This window comes from Cedecea sp. NFIX57 (assembly GCF_900177785.1).
Lineage (GTDB): Bacteria > Pseudomonadota > Gammaproteobacteria > Enterobacterales > Enterobacteriaceae > Cedecea > Cedecea neteri_C.
This window is the reverse complement of sequence record NZ_FXAS01000010.1, coordinates 1-15665: the sequence shown is the minus strand read 5'-3', so window position 1 is coordinate 15665 and position 15665 is coordinate 1. Positions and strand designations below refer to the sequence as shown.

The window sequence follows — 15665 nt, the reverse complement described above, 5'->3', positions numbered from 1 at the left end:
AGAGTCCGTTATGACCGATCCACACGCTATCTATGAAGAAGTTTCCGCGCTGCTGGTAAAGCTGTTTGAAATCGATCCTCAGGACATCAAGCCAGAGGCTCGCCTGTATGAAGATCTGGAGTTAGACAGCATTGATGCTGTCGACATGATCGTCCATCTGCAGAAAAAAACCGGCAAAAAAATCAAACCGGAAGAGTTCAAGGCCGTTCGCACCATACAAGATGTGGTCGATGCGGTAGAACGTCTGATACGAGAAGCGTAACGCACCGTGCCGTGCGCTCGCGCTTTTCCGGGTGTACAGCTGCTGACCGGTCTGCTGCTGCTGGCCTGGCCTGGCATTATCTGGCTAGGCCTGGCGCATAACAGCCTTCACTGGCTGCTGCCGCTCATGGCTCTGCTGCTGTTTTTCCGCTTTCGTCAGACCCGGCGTCAGGCAGGTCCTTTACGCATCGTCACTCAGGTTGTCGCCGTCGCAGGAATCATCCTGTGCGCGGCCAGCTACCTGCTGAAAACGCATCAGCTGCTGCTGTTTTATCCGGTCGTGGTGAACAGCGTAATGCTGGCCGTTTTCGGCGGTTCGCTGTGGTCCTCGATGCCGATTGTCGAACGTCTGGCACGCCTGCGTGAACCGGATCTTCCTGAACCGGCAGTACGCTATACCCGCCGCGTGACGCAGATCTGGTGCCTGTTTTTTGTGGCGAACGGCAGTATTGCCTTGTTTACCGCGCTGTACGGCGATATGGCGCTGTGGACGGCATGGAACGGCATGATCGCCTATCTGCTGATGGGCACGTTAATGGCCGGAGAATGGCTGGTTCGCCGCCGGGTGATTAAAAGAGAATCTCAATGAAGCAACCGCTTTCTCTGGCAGGGTGGCTAACCGCGCCACGCCCTTCATCCACGCTTATTGCCTGGCTTGGCAATCAAGAGTGGACGCTGGGGCATTTGCGCCACGACGTCGCACAGCTAATGCAGCAAATGGCTCATCGCCCCGGCCAGCGCTGGGCGCTGTGCTTTGAAAACAGTTACCTGTTTGTTGTGGCGCTGCTGGCGACGCTTCATGCCGGAAGAACGCCGGTTATCCCAGGCCACTGTCGGAGCGCGCTGCTTGATGAGCAACGCAGCTTGTTCGACGGCGTATTAAGCGACAAAGACCTTGCCTGGCAAGGGCCACTTTGTCTTGTGCGCTCAGAGCAACAAACCGAAGAAGAAACCATCTTTTTCCCCGACGTTGCTGCCGATGCCTTTGTGGAGCTCTTCACCTCAGGCTCGACTGGAACGCCTAAACGCGTAGTGAAACCTATTACTCATCTGGATCGGGAAGCCGCCCTGCTGACGGCGCATTTTGCCGAACGGCTTGAAGGATGCAGGATAGTCGCCTCGGTCGTGCCGCAGCATCTCTATGGGCTGACCTTCCGCATCTTTTTGCCAATGACCCTGGGGCAACCGCTGCATGCCGCCATGCTTTATTACGCCGAACAGCTTGCCGCGCTAAGCCACGAGTATCGCTACGCGTTTATCAGCAGTCCGGCCTTTTTGAAACGACTGGATCGCCAGCTTTCCCCACCGCCGGTAAAAATGATCCTCTCGGCGGGCGGCCTGCTACCCTGGCAGGATGTCACGCAGGTTGCGCAATGGCTGGGCGTCTTGCCGGATGAAATTTATGGCAGCACCGAAACCGGCGTGCTCGCGTGGCGCTACCGGGAGCATGATAACGTTGCCTGGCTGCCGTTCCCGGGCGTAAATATCACCCCAGAAGAGGGTTCCTTCCGCGCCCGTTCGCCGCTGATTGCTGCCGAAGAAGGGCTGCTGCTGGATGACGTACTTCACATTGAGGCCGACGGCAAATTTCGCCTGATGGGGCGCCGCGGACGTGTCGTTAAAATTGAAGAAAAGCGCATTTCGCTGACGGAAATTGAACAGCGTCTGCTGGAGCTTGAAGGCATTTCCGAGGCCGCTGCGCTGCCGGTTTCTCGCGGCGGGCGTCAGGGAATTGGCGTCCTGCTTGTGCTCAACGAATCTGCCCGTCAGCGCTGGCTACAGCGCAGCGGCAAGGCGCAGGAAATGGCCTGGCGAAGGTCGCTTCAGCCGTGGCTTGAACCGGTCGCCATGCCGCGCTACTGGCGCGTTGTGGACGAGATCCCGGTCAATAACATGAACAAGCGTGTCTATGCGCAATTACAGGAGTTATTTCATGAAACCTCATGAAATTGAGCGCCACCAGGCACAACCGGAAAAGCTGGACGTCGTGCTTTATCTCGACCCTTCCCTGTTCTGGTTCCAGGGGCACTTTGCCGTACAGCCTTTGCTACCGGGCGTTGCCCAACTGGATTGGGTGATGCGGTATGCCTGTGACTTGTTGGCACCAGGCTACCGTTTCCACAGCATTCAGAACGTAAAATTCCAGGCACCGCTGCTGCCGGAAACGACCGTCACGTTAGCACTGGAGTGGCATGAAGCCCGCCAGGTCTTGAGCTTTAGCTTTCAACGCCATGACGGTGAACAACGCCATACCGCCAGCAGCGGGAAAATCCGCCTATGTCGCTGACTTTCCGCCCCTGCGTCCTTATCCCCTGCTATAACCACGGCGCTATGATGCCGGGCGTTCTCACGCGCCTGGCCCCCTTTGATTTACCCTGCATCGTTGTCGACGACGGTAGCGATGACGCTACGCGTCAGATCCTTGAGCAGTTAGATGCCCATCATGCAAACCTGACGCTGATTCACCTGCCGTCGAATGCCGGCAAAGGCGAAGCCGTCATTCACGGGCTGAAGGTTGCCGCAGAAAAAGGCTATAGCCACGCCGTACAGGTGGATGCCGACGGCCAGCATGCCGTAGAAGATATCCCCAGGCTGCTTGAGCTGGCGCAGCAGCACCCGGAAGCGCTGATTTCCGGGCAGCCCATTTATGACGATTCTATTCCCCGCTCGCGCCTGTATGGCCGCTGGATAACCCACATCTGGGTGTGGATAGAAACGCTGTCGCTGCAGCTGAAAGACAGCATGTGCGGGTTCCGGGTTTATCCGGTAGCCCCTACGTTGAAGCTTGCCAGCCGCGTTTCCCTGGGCAAGCGCATGGACTTCGATACCGAAGTCATGGTGCGTCTTTACTGGCAGGGCAACACCAGCTATTTCGTGCCAACCCGCGTGATCTATCCGCTGGATGGCCTGTCGCACTTCGATGCGCTCAAAGATAACTGCCGCATCTCGCTGATGCACACCCGTCTGTTCTTCGGCATGCTGCCGCGCATCCCTTCCCTGCTGTTTCGCCGTAAAAAACAACACTGGGCAGAACAGAAAGAGGTCAAAGGTCTGTGGGGCATGCGCCTGATGCTGCTGGTCTGGCGTCTGCTGGGGCGAGGTGCATTTTCCCTGCTGCTTTACCCGGTCGTGGGCGTTTACTGGCTCACCGCACATCGCGCTCGTAAAGCTTCACAAAGCTGGATTTCACGTGTCCGCACGCAGCTTACGGCCCGCAGTATGCCGATACCGGCCAACCTGAACAGCTTCCGCCACTTCCTGCGTTTTGGCGACGCCATGCTGGATAAAATCGCCAGCTGGCGCGGCGAACTGCGGCTCGGCCGTGACGTTTTGTTCGCGCCTGGCGCGGAGCAAACGCTCAACACCAGCGGTACCGCGGGAAAACTGCTGCTCGCTTCCCATTTAGGCGACGTTGAGGCCTGCCGCGCGCTGGCGCAGCTGGAAGGCAGTAAAACCATCAATGCGCTGGTGTTTAACGATAACGCCCAGCGCTTTAAGCAGATCATGCAGGAAATGGCTCCTCAGGCCGGGCTGAACCTGATGCCGGTCACCGACATTGGGCCCGACACCGCCATGCTGCTCAAAGAGAAGCTGGAGCGCGGCGAGTGGATTGCCATTGTCGGCGATCGCGTGGCGGTTAACCCGCAGCGCGGCAACGAATGGCGCGTCTGCTGGAGCCCGTTTATGGGCCAGGCCGCACCGTTCCCGCAGGGCCCGTTCATCCTGGCCTCTATTCTGCGCTGCCCGGTCGAGCTGATTTTTGCCCTGCGCGAGGAGGGCAAGCTTCGCATTCACTTCGAGCCTTTTGCCGACCCGCTTCTGCTGCCGCGCACGGAGCGCCAGGCCGCGCTGCAACGCACTATCGACCGCTACGCGGAGCGCCTGGAGCACCATGCTCTACGGTCGCCGCTCGACTGGTTTAATTTTTTCGATTTCTGGCAATTGCCGGACGTCAAAGACAAGGAGTAAAGGGTGAATAACGATCCCCGTTTTACCGCAGAAGTCGAACTGACAATCCCTTTTCATGACGTCGACATGATGGGCGTCGCCTGGCACGGCAACTATTTTCGCTACTTCGAAATTGCCCGAGAGGCGCTGCTGAACCAGTTCAACTACGGCTACCGCCAGATGAAAGAGTCTGGCTATTTATGGCCCGTGGTGGATACCCGCGTGAAATACCGTAACCCCCTGACGTTTGAGCAGCGCATTCGCGTGCGGGCAAGTATTGAGGAATACGAAAACCGCCTGCGTATAGGCTATGAGATTTTCGACGCCGAAACCGGGAAACGCGCCACCAGCGGTTACACCATTCAGGTCGCGGTTGAAGAAAAAAGCAATGAGCTGTGCTTCGTTAGCCCGGACATTTTATTTGAACGTATGGGAGTCAAACCATGAAATATTGGCCAGTGCTGGCGCTGCTGCTCAGCCCCGTCGTCAACGCCCTGACGCTTGACACCCTGCAACAACGCTTCACCGAACAGCCGGTGGTCCGCGCGCATTTCGAGCAAACGCGTACCATTAAAGATCTGCCGCAGCCGCTGAAATCCTCCGGCGAAATGTTAATAGCCCGGGATAAAGGCCTGCTCTGGGACCAGACGACCCCTTTCTCCATGAAGCTACTGCTGGACGATACCCGCATGGTTCAGGCCATTAACGGCCAACCGCCTCAGACAATCACTGCGGAAAATAACCCGCAGATGTTCCAGTTTAACCACCTGCTGCGCGCGCTGTTCCAGGCCGACCGCAAAGTGCTGGAACAAAACTTTCGCGTGGAGTTTGCTGACAAAGGCGAAGGCCGCTGGACGCTGCGCCTGACGCCAATCGTCACGCCGCTGGACAAGATTTTCGCCAGCATCGATCTTGCCGGCGGGCAATATCTGGATAGCATCCAGCTCAATGACAAACAGGGAGATCGCACGGATATCGCGCTCTCTCAACATAAACTGACCCCGGCTCAGCTCACCGATGACGAACGCCAACGCTTTGTCGCACAGTAACCGCAAAACCCCGGCTCTGCTGTGGGGCATCGCCTGCCTGATCCTGCTGGCGGCTTTACTCACCCTGCTGCCCGGTTCGAGGATGAACAGCAGCGTGCTGGCTATGCTGCCCAAACAGGCGCTGGGCGCGATCCCCCCAGCCCTGAACGACGGCTTTATGCAACGTCTGGACAAGCAGCTGGTCTGGCTGGTCAGCCCGGGTAAAAAAGCCGATCCGGCCGTGGCGCAGGCCTGGCTCAGCCTGCTCCAGCGTTCGCACGCGCTTGCCGAAGTCAAAGGCCCGATGGACGCCGCAGCCCAGCAGCAGTGGGGCGCGTTTTTCTGGCAGCACCGCAACGGCATGCTTGATGCCGACACGCGGGCACGCCTGCAAAACGGCGGGGATGCACAGGCGCAGTGGATCCTCTCCCAGCTTTACTCCGCCTTTTCCGGCGTCAGCGGGAAAGAGCTGCAAAACGACCCGCTGATGCTAATGCGCGGTTCGCAGCTGGCTATGGCCAAAAACGGCCAACGCCTCAGGCTAATGGACGGCTGGCTGGTGACTCAGGATGAGCAAGGTAATTACTGGTATTTGCTGCACGGCGAGCTGGCGGGCTCCTCTTTTGACATGCAGCAAACCCACGGTTTAGTGACTACGCTCGACTCCCTTAAACAGCAACTGAGCGAACGTTATCCGCAGGCGCAGATCCTTTCTCGTGGCACGGTGTTTTACAGCGATTACGCCAGCCAACAGGCGAAGAAAGATATCTCCACGCTGGGCGTAGCTACCCTGCTCGGCGTGGTGCTGCTGGTTGTGGCGGTTTTTCGCTCCCTGTGCCCGCTCGTGCTGTGCGTCATTTCCATCGGTATCGGCGCGCTTGCCGGCACCGTCGTCACCCTGCTTATCTTCGGCGAACTGCATCTGATGACGCTGGTGATGAGCATGAGCATCATCGGTATTTCCGCCGACTATACGCTTTACTACCTGACGGAACGCATGGTGCACGGTAGCGAAGTCACGCCGTGGCAAAGTCTGGCGAAGGTGCGTAATGCGTTGCTTTTGGCGCTGCTCACTACCGTTGCAGCTTACCTGATCATGATGCTCGCCCCGTTCCCCGGTATTCGCCAGATGGCCGTTTTCGCCGCCGTGGGGCTAAGCGCCTCTTGCCTGACGGTCATTTTCTGGCACCCGTGGCTGTGCCGTGGCCTGCCGGTTCGCCCGGTACCAGCCATGGTGCTGATGCTGCGATGGCTCGCCGCCTGGCGGCGGAATAAAAAGCTCTCCGTCGGGCTGCCGGTTGCGCTGGCGGTCTTCTCGCTTGTCGGTGTTTCTACGCTAAAGGTTAATGACGATATCTCCCAGCTACAGGCGTTACCGCAGCATTTACTTTCCCAGGAAAAAACCATTACCGCGCTGACCGGGCAAAGCGTCGATCAGAAATGGTTTGTGGTTTATGGCAGTACGCCACAGCAAACGCTTGAGCGCCTTGAGGCGTTTATGCCCGAGCTGGAGCAGGCAAAAAATAGCGGCCTGATCGGCGGGTATCGAACCTTGCCCGTCAACTCGCTGGCTCGTCAGCAGCAGGATTTAGCGCTTTTACAGCAGGCTACTCCAACGGTTGCGCAAGTCCTGCAGCAAGCCGGACTACAAACGGTTACGCCAGATCTCAGCCCCATGCCAGTGACGGTGTCCGACTGGCTAAAAAGCCCGGCAAGTGAGGGATGGCGCCTGCTGTGGATCACGCTGAGCCATGGCGAAAGCGGTGTGCTGGTGCCTGTTGACGGCGTTAAACAATCAGCCGCCTTGAACGATCTGGCGGCAAAACAGCCTGGCGTGGCCTGGGTCGACCGGAAAGAGACCTTCGATACATTGTTTGCGCTTTACCGACATATTCTGACCGGCCTGTTGCTGGTGGCATTAGCCGTCATCGCCTGCGGGGCCATGCTCCGTCTTGGCTGGCGCAAAGGCCTCATCAGCCTGGTGCCCTCCGTTTTGTCGCTGAGCTGCGGCCTGGCCGTTTTATCGCTGACTGGCCACGCCGTGAACCTGTTTTCGCTGCTGGCTCTGGTGCTGGTGCTCGGCATCGGCATTAACTACACGCTGTTTTTCAGCAACCCGCGCGGCACGCCGCTGACCTCGCTGCTTGCCATCTCGCTGGCAATGGTCACCACACTACTGACGCTCGGCATGCTGGTCTTTAGCGCCACGCAGGCAATAAGCAGCTTTGGCATCGTTCTGGTCAGCGGGATCTTTACCGCCTTCCTGCTGTCTCCGCTGGCCATGCCCGCTAAAAAAAGGGAAAAGAAGAAATGATAAAGCTTAACTTTTGGCACGCCGTATCGCTTGCCGCTGCGCTGATGCTGACCGGCTGTAGCCACTCGCCGAAAGACCAGCAAGGCCGCCCGCAGGCCTGGCTGGAGCCCGGCGCACGCGTTACGCTCCCGGCACCGGGGATTTCCCCGACGGTGAACTCGCAGCAGCTGTTAACCGGCAGCTTTAACGGTAAAACCCAATCGCTTTTGGTGATGCTCAACGCCGACGATAAAAAGCTGACGCTGGCCGGTCTGTCCTCGGTAGGGATCCGCCTGTTCCTGGTCACCTACGATGAAAAAGGGCTGCATACCGAGCAGTCTATTGTCGTCCCGCAGCTCCCCCCGGCAAGTCAGGTTCTGGCCGACGTGATGCTCAGCCACTGGCCGATTTCCGCCTGGCAGACACAGTTGCCGAAAGGCTGGACGCTCACCGACAAAGGCGATAAGCGCGAGCTACGCAATGCCAGCGGCAAGCTAGTGACCGAAATCACCTACCTGATGCGCAAAGGCCAGCGCGAGCCGATAAGCATTCAGCAATATGTCTTTAAGTACCACATCACCATTCAATATTTAGGTGACTGAGATGATTTATATTTCCGCCGTCGGCATGATTAACGCGCTGGGCAATGACCTCGATAACATCGCCGCTAATCTGGGCCAGAACTGTGCGCCCGGCATGCGGGCACGCAGCGGCTGGCTGCAGGGGCACGCAGAAGCCATTTTGGGTGGTGTTGACGGTGAGTTACCGGCTATTCCGGAAACTTTCGCCGCCCATCGCTCCCGCAACAACCAGCTGCTGCTGGCCGCGCTGGCGCAAATTCAGCCGCAGGTCGATGAAGCAATAGAAAAGTTTGGTCACGACCGCGTGGCTATCGTCCTCGGTACCAGCACATCCGGGCTCGATGAAGGTGATATTTACGTCGACCAGACGTTGAACGATAAAGAGAACCATAGCTGGCAGTACCCGCAGCAGGAGCTGGGCGATCCTTCCCGCTTCCTGAGCCACTGGCTGAAACTGGACGGCCCGGCGTTTACGCTCTCCACCGCCTGCTCATCCAGCGCCAGGGCGATGATCAGCGGCCGCCGTTTGATTGAAGCCGGGCTTGCCGATGTTGCCATTGTTGGCGGCGCCGACACGTTAAGCCGCATGCCGATCAACGGCTTCCATAGCCTTGAATCGCTCTCCGCCGAGCTGTGTGAACCCTTTGCCAGGGATCGCCACGGCATCACGATTGGGGAAGGTGCGGCATTAATGCTGCTGACGAAAGAGCCGCAGCCAATCGCGCTGCTTGGGGTCGGAGAGTCCAGCGACGCCCACCATATTTCGGCGCCACATCCCGAAGGTGAAGGGGCTATTCGCGCCATTCAGCAGGCCCTTGCCGATGCAGGAATGACGCCGGAAGAAGTCGGCTACGTCAATCTGCACGGCACCGCCACACAGCTAAACGACCAGGTTGAGTCCAAAGTCATGCACGCGCTGTTTGGTGAGGAGATTCCCTGTAGCTCAACCAAACACCTTACCGGGCATACTTTAGGTGCGGCAGGCATTACCGAAGCGGCCATTGCGATGCTGATTTTGCAGCGTGATTTACCCCTTCCTCCGCAGGATTTCAGCCGTTCTCCTCGCGATCCAGCCCTGCCGCCCTGCGGCATTATTGACTACGCCAGGCCGCTTGAGCGGCCGGTTATCCTCTCTAACTCTTTCGCCTTTGGCGGAAACAACGCCAGTATTCTGCTGGGGAGAATGCTATGAGCCACTATTTATCCCCCACGGAATACCTGCCTCATGACGCGCCGATGCTGCTGCTTGAAAAAGTTGTCAGCGTGACGGATGACGCCGCGGTCTGCGAAGTTACGGTGGCTGAATCCAGCGTCCTGGGGCCCTTTATTGACGCGCAGGGAAACCTGCCCGGCTGGTATGCGCTGGAGCTGATGGCGCAAACCGTCGGCGTCTGGTCCGGCTGGCATCGAAAACAGTGTGGGCAAGACAGCATCAGCCTGGGGATGGTGTTGGGCGCGCGGGAACTCATCTGCCAGGCGGGCCTCCTGCCTGCCAAGGCGAGGCTCGCCGTCACGGTCAAACTGCTCATGCAGGACGAGCGCTTCGGCAGCTTCGAATGCATTATCAGCGTGGGCGATGAGACGCTGGCCACTGGCCGGGTGAACACCTTCCAGCCCACCAAAGAAGAATTAACCACGCTTTTTCATCAGGGATCTACAGCATGAGTCGTTCTGTTCTGGTTACCGGTGCCAGCAAAGGCATTGGCCGCGCCATCGCCCGCCAGCTTGCCGCCGACGGGTTTGTTATCGGCGTTCACTACCATCGCGATGCCGAAGGCGCGCAGCAAACCCTGGACGGCATCCTGGCCGCCGGGGGAGCCGGACGTTTGCTTTGTTTTGATGTGGGCAACCGCGAGCAATGCCGCGAAGTGCTGGAGCAAGACATAGAGGCATATGGCCCGTGGTACGGCGTGGTGAATAACGCGGGTATTGCACGCGATGCAGCGTTCCCTGCACTTAGTGAAGAAGACTGGGACTCGGTTATTCACACCAATCTGGATAGCTTCTATAACGTTATCCAGCCGTGCATTATGCCGATGATTGCCGCGCGCAAAGGCGGACGAATCGTCACGTTATCTTCCGTGTCAGGCGTAATGGGCAACCGCGGCCAGGTCAACTACAGCGCGGCGAAAGCGGGCATTATCGGTGCCACCAAAGCGCTGGCTATTGAACTTGCTAAACGTAAAATTACCGTCAACTGCATCGCGCCGGGCCTCATCGATACCGGCATGATCGAAATGGAGGAAGCCGCGCTGAAAGAGGCGATGGCCATGATCCCCATGAAGCGCACTGGCCAGGCAGAGGAAGTCGCCGGGCTGGCCAGTTATTTATTGTCTGATATTGCGGGCTACGTGACCCGACAGGTTATTTCCATCAACGGAGGGATGCTATGACACGTCGTGTCGTGATTACGGGCATGGGCGGCGTTACCGCCTTTGGTGAAGACTGGCAGAGCGTCTCCGCCAGGCTGCTGGCATACGAAAATGCGGTACGTAAAATGCCGGAGTGGCAGGTTTACGACGGGCTTCATACGCTGCTCGGCGCCCCAATCGATGACTTTACGCTGCCGGAACATTATACCCGCAAGCGCATTCGCGCCATGGGGCGGGTTTCGCTGATGTCCACCCGCGCAACCGAGCTTGCGCTGGAACAAGCGGGGTTAATCGGTGAAGCCGTACTGACCAACGGTGAAACCGGTATCGCCTACGGGTCGTCAACGGGCAGCACCGGTCCGGTGAGCGAATTTGCCACCATGCTGACGGAAAAACACACCAATAATATTACCGGCACCACCTATGTGCAGATGATGCCGCATACCACCGCCGTGAATACCGGGTTGTTCTTTGGCCTGCGTGGCCGGGTGATTCCGACCTCCAGCGCCTGTACCTCAGGCAGCCAGGCCATTGGCTATGCGTGGGAGGCGATTCGTCACGGCTACCAGACGGTCATGGTTGCCGGGGGTGCCGAAGAGCTCTGCCCTTCCGAGGCCGCGGTGTTCGATACCCTGTTTGCCACCAGCCAACGCAACGATCAGCCCAAAACCACGCCGTCACCTTTCGACCAGCAGCGCGACGGCCTGGTGATCGGCGAAGGCGCGGGGACACTGATTCTGGAAGAGCTGGAGCATGCGAAAGCGCGCGGCGCGACCATCTACGGCGAAATAGTCGGCTTTGCCACCAACTGTGACGCCGCACACATCACCCAGCCACAGCGTGAAACCATGCAGATCTGCATGGAGCAGTCGTTGAAAATGGCAGGGCTGAGCGCACTGGATATGGGCTATATCTCAGCTCACGGCACGGCAACCGACCGCGGCGACATTGCGGAAAGCCAGGCCACGGCGGCAATTTATGGTGACAACGTCCCGGTATCTTCGCTGAAAAGTTACTTCGGCCACACGCTGGGTGCTTGTGGCGCACTTGAGGCCTGGATGAGCCTGCAGATGATGCGTGAAGGCTGGTTTGCCCCTACCCTAAACCTTAGTAAACCAGACGAGCAGTGCGGCGCGCTGGACTACATCATGGGTGAAGCACGTAAAATTGACTGCGAGTTCCTGCAGAGCAATAACTTTGCCTTCGGGGGAATTAATACCTCTATCGTCATTAAGCGCTGGGCTTAATATTTTCCCCTCACCCCGGCCCTCTCCCCAAGCGGGAGAGGGCGAAAACAAAAGCTATGGGGAACATTGTTTATTCCCTCTCCCTTTCCGCAGAGGAAGAAAACAAAAGCTATAGGAAACATTGTTTATTCCCTCCTCCTTCCCGCATAGGAAGAAAACAAAAGCTATAGGAAACATTGTTTATTCCCTCTCCCTTCCCGCAGAGGAAGAAAACAAAAGCTATAGGAAACATTGTTTATTCCCTCTCCCTTCCCGCAGAGGAAGAAAACAAAAGCTATAGGAAACGTTGTTTATTCCCTCTCCCTTTCAGGGAGAGGGTTAGGGTGAGGGTAAAAATAAGAAGCAAGGCCCAGTTCCAGCTTAAATCGCCTTCGTTTTCTCTCCGACTGGCCAGCCCAGGCCTCTAAACCTTAGAGAATCGCCTCTTCGGTCAAAATACGCTTCGCGCCAAGATAATGATCCTGCCAGTAATTGTCCGTCAGTTGGCTTATCCGGATATTCAGCCCGGTTCTGGGCGCCTCGATAAACTGCCCTTCTCCTAAATAAACCCCGACGTGATCGGCGCGATCCTGACTTTTGATACTAAAAAACACCAGATCGCCGCGCTGAAGTTGTTGCTGGTTAATTCGCTTTAATCGCCTGTCCTGGAACATGCCGTTGGCGGTACGCGGGAGTTTTTGGCTAAGCAGCTTGTTATAGGCGTAATAAATCAGCCCGCTGCAGTCAAAGCCTTGCTCCGGCGTCTGCCCGCCCCAGACATAGGGCTTGCCCAACTGCTGCTTGAGCCGTGCTATCACTTTGTGGAGAGTCGCTTCAACGCGAGGGCTTACCATCTCAGCCATAAGCGCTTCGGTCGCCAACGGCCACAGGCCTTCTGATCCCCCCATCATCCCAGGACGCCAGCGAGTGTGCATAGCTAACTGCTCACGATTCAGGATCCGGGCAGCCAGTTTTTCAGCGGCCTGGCGCTTTTTCTGTTCAGGCGTGGGCGGGACAACGGCAAGGCGCTGTCTGGCGCTGGCAAGCAACCTTGCACGATTTTTCATCCGTTCACGGGCTTCTTTGCTCTGCAGCTGCGCGACCTGCGTGCGCTTGACGCCTGCTTTAGACTTTGTAGCAGGTAACGCACTGGCCTGTGATGAAAACAGGACGAATAGCAGCAGAAAAAAAAATCCCGCCATGCGCCGGGAGAGTTCGGACGCAGGCGGTAAAGTGGAGACAATTGAGGTGGAAATCAAAATCAGCAATTCAAATACCTAAAACTTATCGTGTCGGGGATGGCTGCTGCACGACGCGCTCGGCCAGCGGTTTAAGGACTTTTTCGCCGTGCTGACCAAAGAACTGATACAGCGACGCGCTCGCGGAATGGGTCAAAACCATAATTTCAATGCGGCGGTTAGCCGAACTGAGCGGATGTTCAGGATCGAGCAGCATCTGGTCAGCCATTCCGCTAACCTGAAGAATTTTCCCGTAATCCAGCCCGCCCTTCGTCAGCGCTTTACGTGCCTGCATGGCACGCTCACCGGACAGGTTCCAGTTGTTGTAAAGCTCTTGATCGCGAAAGCGTGTGGAATCGGTGTGCCCGGTAATAATGATTTTGTTATCGATGGAGTTCAGCGCCCTGGCAAACTCCGTCAGCAAGCGGTTAAAAAAGGGCGTCAGAATGGCGCTGCTGCGCTGGAACATCTCTCGTTTTTGGTCATCCTGTACCAGAATACGCAGCCCCTGCGGGACAATTTCGATTTGCAAATTAGACTGCGCATCATAGGCAGAAGTGATCTTCATGATCACTCGGGCCAAATCTTCGATTTCCTGTTCTGAGCGGCGATTCACCTCTTCCAGGCTTTCCCCCTGGTTTGCCGCGCTGGTCAACGCCTGCAGCGCAGCGACATCCTGCTGAACGTCAGATCCAGCATCATCCGATTTTGGTTTCCCGGCAAGGATAGTCACGCTGCCGCCGGAGCCGTTTGATTGGGTAATTGGCATCGCGGACATGCCCTCAAACAGCGAGTCGCTGTTGAGCAGAGAGACAATCTCTTTCCGCTCTTCTTCGGTAACTGCCCCCATGATCAACTTCGTGGTCGTCACCAAGGGCGCAGAGCGTATTTCTGAAGTGTCGGCCCGCTTTACCCTTGATGCCCTGCCCGGCAAGCAGATGGCAATCGATGCCGACCTGAACGCCGGCTTAATCAATCAGCAACAGGCTAAAACGCGGCGTAAAGACGTTGCCAACGAAGCCGATTTCTACGGCGCGATGGACGGGGCCTCGAAGTTCGTGCGCGGCGACGCCATTGCCGGGATCATGGTGCTTATCATCAACGTGATCGGCGGGATTTGTATTGGTATTTTTAAATACGATCTTGATGCCAGCCACGCCTTCCAGCAGTACGTGCTGCTGACGATTGGTGATGGCCTGGTGGCGCAGATCCCATCGCTGCTGCTGGCGACTGCGGCGGCCATCATCGTGACCCGAGTAAGCGATGGCGGCGACGTTAGCCACGAAATTAAGACGCAGTTGCTCGCTCGCCCGAACGTACTTTATACCGCCGCGTTCGTGATGTTTATTCTGGCCATCGTGCCGGGCATGCCGCATATCGCCTTCCTGAGCTTTACCGTCCTGCTGCTGTTTGCCGCCTGGCGACAGAGCAAAGTGGTATAGCCTGCGCAGCAGCAGGATGATGACATCCTGGCGATTCAGGAGGCACTCATCCCCGACACGGAACCCACCGTCAGTTGGGACAGTATTCCGCTGGTAGAGCCGATTGGTTTAAATCTTGGTTACAAGCTAGTTGCGCTGGTTGATACAGCCAAAGGAAGCCCGCTTTCGCAGCGTATTCGTGGGGCGCGCCAGGTTATCTCTGAAACCTGCGGCGTGCTGCTGCCGGAGATCCGCATTCGTGAAAACTTCCGCCTCAAGCCCGCCCAGTACGCCATCCACATCAATGGTATTCGGGTGGCGCTGGGGGAAGTGAACGCGGAAAAATTAATGGCTATTCCTGGCACCGAGCTTTAAGGCGAAATCGACGGCGTACTGGATACCGATCCGGCTTACGGGATGGCCATCGTCTGGATTGATCCTGACCAAAAGGCGCGGGCGCTAAATCTTGGCTATCAGGTGGTGGACTGTGCGAGCGTGGTGGCCACACATGTCAACAAAGTGGCGCGCCAGCATTTGCCAGACCTGTTTAACTATGACGATATTACTCACTTGCATTCACGCCTTGCGTTGCAGGCACCCAAGCTTGCGGAGGACTTAGCGAATGCGCTGAATTTCAGTCAACTGCTGAAAGTGTACCGCCAGCTTCTGCTGGAACAGGTGTCGCTGAAAGATATTGTCACCATTGCCGCCACGCTGCTGGAAAGTTCGGCGGTGACCAAAGATCCGCAACTGCTTTGCGCCGATGTGCGCTACGCCCTGCGCCGCGCTATTTTGCACAACATCAACGGCGACCGCAGACAGCTTGCCGCCTACACCATTGATAACGACCTGGAAAACCTGCTGCTGAACGCTCTGAATCAGGCCCAGCAGGCGGGGAAAGTTGCGCTGGACAGCTTCCCGGTTGACCCCAATATTCTGGCGCAGTTGCAAAATACTATGCCGATGATTTACGAGCAGATGAAAGCGAAAAGCCTGCCGCCGCTGCTGCTGGTCACCCCACAGCTTCGTCCAATTCTGGCGCGCTATGGCCGCCTGTTTAGCGCCGCTCTGCATGTGTTGTCTTATAACGAGGTGCCGGACGACAGTGATTTGAAGATTGTCGGGACATTGGCGTGATTTCCCCTCACCCCGGCCCTCTCCCCAAAGAGGCGAGGGGGGAAACAAGCAATGGGGGATATGGCTTATCCCCTTGTATGTTTAAAGTCACTTCAGTTACCCGCCGTCAGGCGGGTACACTGTCAAAGCGTTTGACCTGATGCCACAGCCCGTTTCCCCT

The 15665-nt window shown here is 57.3% G+C and carries 14 protein-coding genes and 2 pseudogenes; 14 read left to right on the top strand and 2 right to left on the bottom strand.

All coding sequences use genetic code 11. The features are described 5' to 3' along the window. Window positions 1-10 precede the first annotated feature (10 nt). From B9Y90_RS10300 to B9Y90_RS10240, 13 genes are read left to right on the top strand one after another with little or no spacing between them, the layout of a single operon-like run. Window positions 11-262, top strand: a complete 252-nt coding sequence (locus B9Y90_RS10300; protein WP_038474792.1) for an acyl carrier protein — start codon at window positions 11-13, stop codon at window positions 260-262. Between the two features lie 6 nt (window positions 263-268). After that, entirely contained in the window at window positions 269-850 is a 582-nt protein-coding gene (locus B9Y90_RS10295; RefSeq protein ID WP_085541183.1) for a COG4648 family protein, read from the top strand. Beyond that, window positions 847-2208 (top strand): AMP-binding protein, encoded by a 1362-nt coding sequence (locus tag B9Y90_RS10290; RefSeq protein ID WP_085541182.1) that lies wholly within the window; start codon window positions 847-849, stop codon window positions 2206-2208. The genes B9Y90_RS10295 and B9Y90_RS10290 overlap by 4 nt, the downstream gene beginning before the upstream one ends. Beyond that, a complete protein-coding gene (locus B9Y90_RS10285; protein WP_039291108.1) occupies window positions 2195-2548 on the top strand; it encodes an ApeI family dehydratase in 354 nt (117 codons plus the stop codon). Before B9Y90_RS10290 ends, B9Y90_RS10285 begins: the two co-directional genes overlap by 14 nt. Then, window positions 2539-4230, top strand: coding sequence for a glycosyltransferase family 2 protein (locus B9Y90_RS10280; RefSeq protein ID WP_085541181.1), 1692 nt, complete (start codon window positions 2539-2541; stop codon window positions 4228-4230). Before B9Y90_RS10285 ends, B9Y90_RS10280 begins: the two co-directional genes overlap by 10 nt. 3 nt (window positions 4231-4233) lie before the next feature. Then, on the top strand, window positions 4234-4656 hold the full coding sequence (locus tag B9Y90_RS10275; protein WP_085541180.1) for an acyl-CoA thioesterase: 423 nt from the start codon (window positions 4234-4236) through the stop codon (window positions 4654-4656). Further along, complete coding sequence (locus tag B9Y90_RS10270; protein WP_085541179.1) at window positions 4653-5258, top strand: outer membrane lipoprotein carrier protein LolA; 606 nt, start codon at window positions 4653-4655, stop codon at window positions 5256-5258. Before B9Y90_RS10275 ends, B9Y90_RS10270 begins: the two co-directional genes overlap by 4 nt. After that, a complete protein-coding gene (locus tag B9Y90_RS10265; protein ID WP_085541178.1) occupies window positions 5227-7551 on the top strand; it encodes an MMPL family transporter in 2325 nt (774 codons plus the stop codon). Before B9Y90_RS10270 ends, B9Y90_RS10265 begins: the two co-directional genes overlap by 32 nt. Continuing rightward, window positions 7548-8132: a DUF3261 domain-containing protein gene (locus B9Y90_RS10260; protein ID WP_085541177.1), complete on the top strand. Its 585-nt coding sequence runs from the start codon at window positions 7548-7550 to the stop codon at window positions 8130-8132. Before B9Y90_RS10265 ends, B9Y90_RS10260 begins: the two co-directional genes overlap by 4 nt. Window position 8133: 1 nt before the next feature. Then, the gene (locus tag B9Y90_RS10255) at window positions 8134-9303 is read left to right on the top strand and encodes a beta-ketoacyl-[acyl-carrier-protein] synthase family protein (protein ID WP_085541176.1); all 1170 of its coding nucleotides are present in this window, start codon (window positions 8134-8136) and stop codon (window positions 9301-9303) included. Further along, window positions 9300-9776, top strand: coding sequence for a hotdog family protein (locus B9Y90_RS10250; protein ID WP_085541175.1), 477 nt, complete (start codon window positions 9300-9302; stop codon window positions 9774-9776). Before B9Y90_RS10255 ends, B9Y90_RS10250 begins: the two co-directional genes overlap by 4 nt. Then, the gene (locus B9Y90_RS10245) at window positions 9773-10504 is read left to right on the top strand and encodes a 3-ketoacyl-ACP reductase FabG2 (RefSeq protein WP_039291091.1); all 732 of its coding nucleotides are present in this window, start codon (window positions 9773-9775) and stop codon (window positions 10502-10504) included. Before B9Y90_RS10250 ends, B9Y90_RS10245 begins: the two co-directional genes overlap by 4 nt. Further along, on the top strand, window positions 10501-11730 hold the full coding sequence (locus B9Y90_RS10240; RefSeq protein ID WP_085541174.1) for a beta-ketoacyl-ACP synthase: 1230 nt from the start codon (window positions 10501-10503) through the stop codon (window positions 11728-11730). The genes B9Y90_RS10245 and B9Y90_RS10240 overlap by 4 nt, the downstream gene beginning before the upstream one ends. Window positions 11731-12140: 410 nt before the next feature. Here the strand turns inward: B9Y90_RS10240 and B9Y90_RS10235 are convergent, their stop codons facing one another. Together B9Y90_RS10235 and B9Y90_RS27655 are read right to left on the bottom strand one after the other, a co-directional pair. Continuing rightward, window positions 12141-12911, bottom strand: coding sequence for a C40 family peptidase (locus B9Y90_RS10235; protein WP_441302652.1), 771 nt, complete (start codon window positions 12909-12911; stop codon window positions 12141-12143). A gap of 82 nt (window positions 12912-12993) precedes the next feature. Further along, window positions 12994-13800: pseudogene (locus B9Y90_RS27655) on the bottom strand (OmpA family protein); the annotation flags it as partial. On the opposite strand from B9Y90_RS27655, the pseudogene B9Y90_RS10225 reads away from it, so the two are divergent. Beyond that, window positions 13796-15505 (top strand): annotated as a pseudogene (locus B9Y90_RS10225) (flagellar biosynthesis protein FlhA); the annotation flags it as partial. The pseudogenes B9Y90_RS27655 and B9Y90_RS10225 sit on opposite strands and share 5 nt — an antisense overlap. Window positions 15506-15665: the final 160 nt, after the last annotated feature.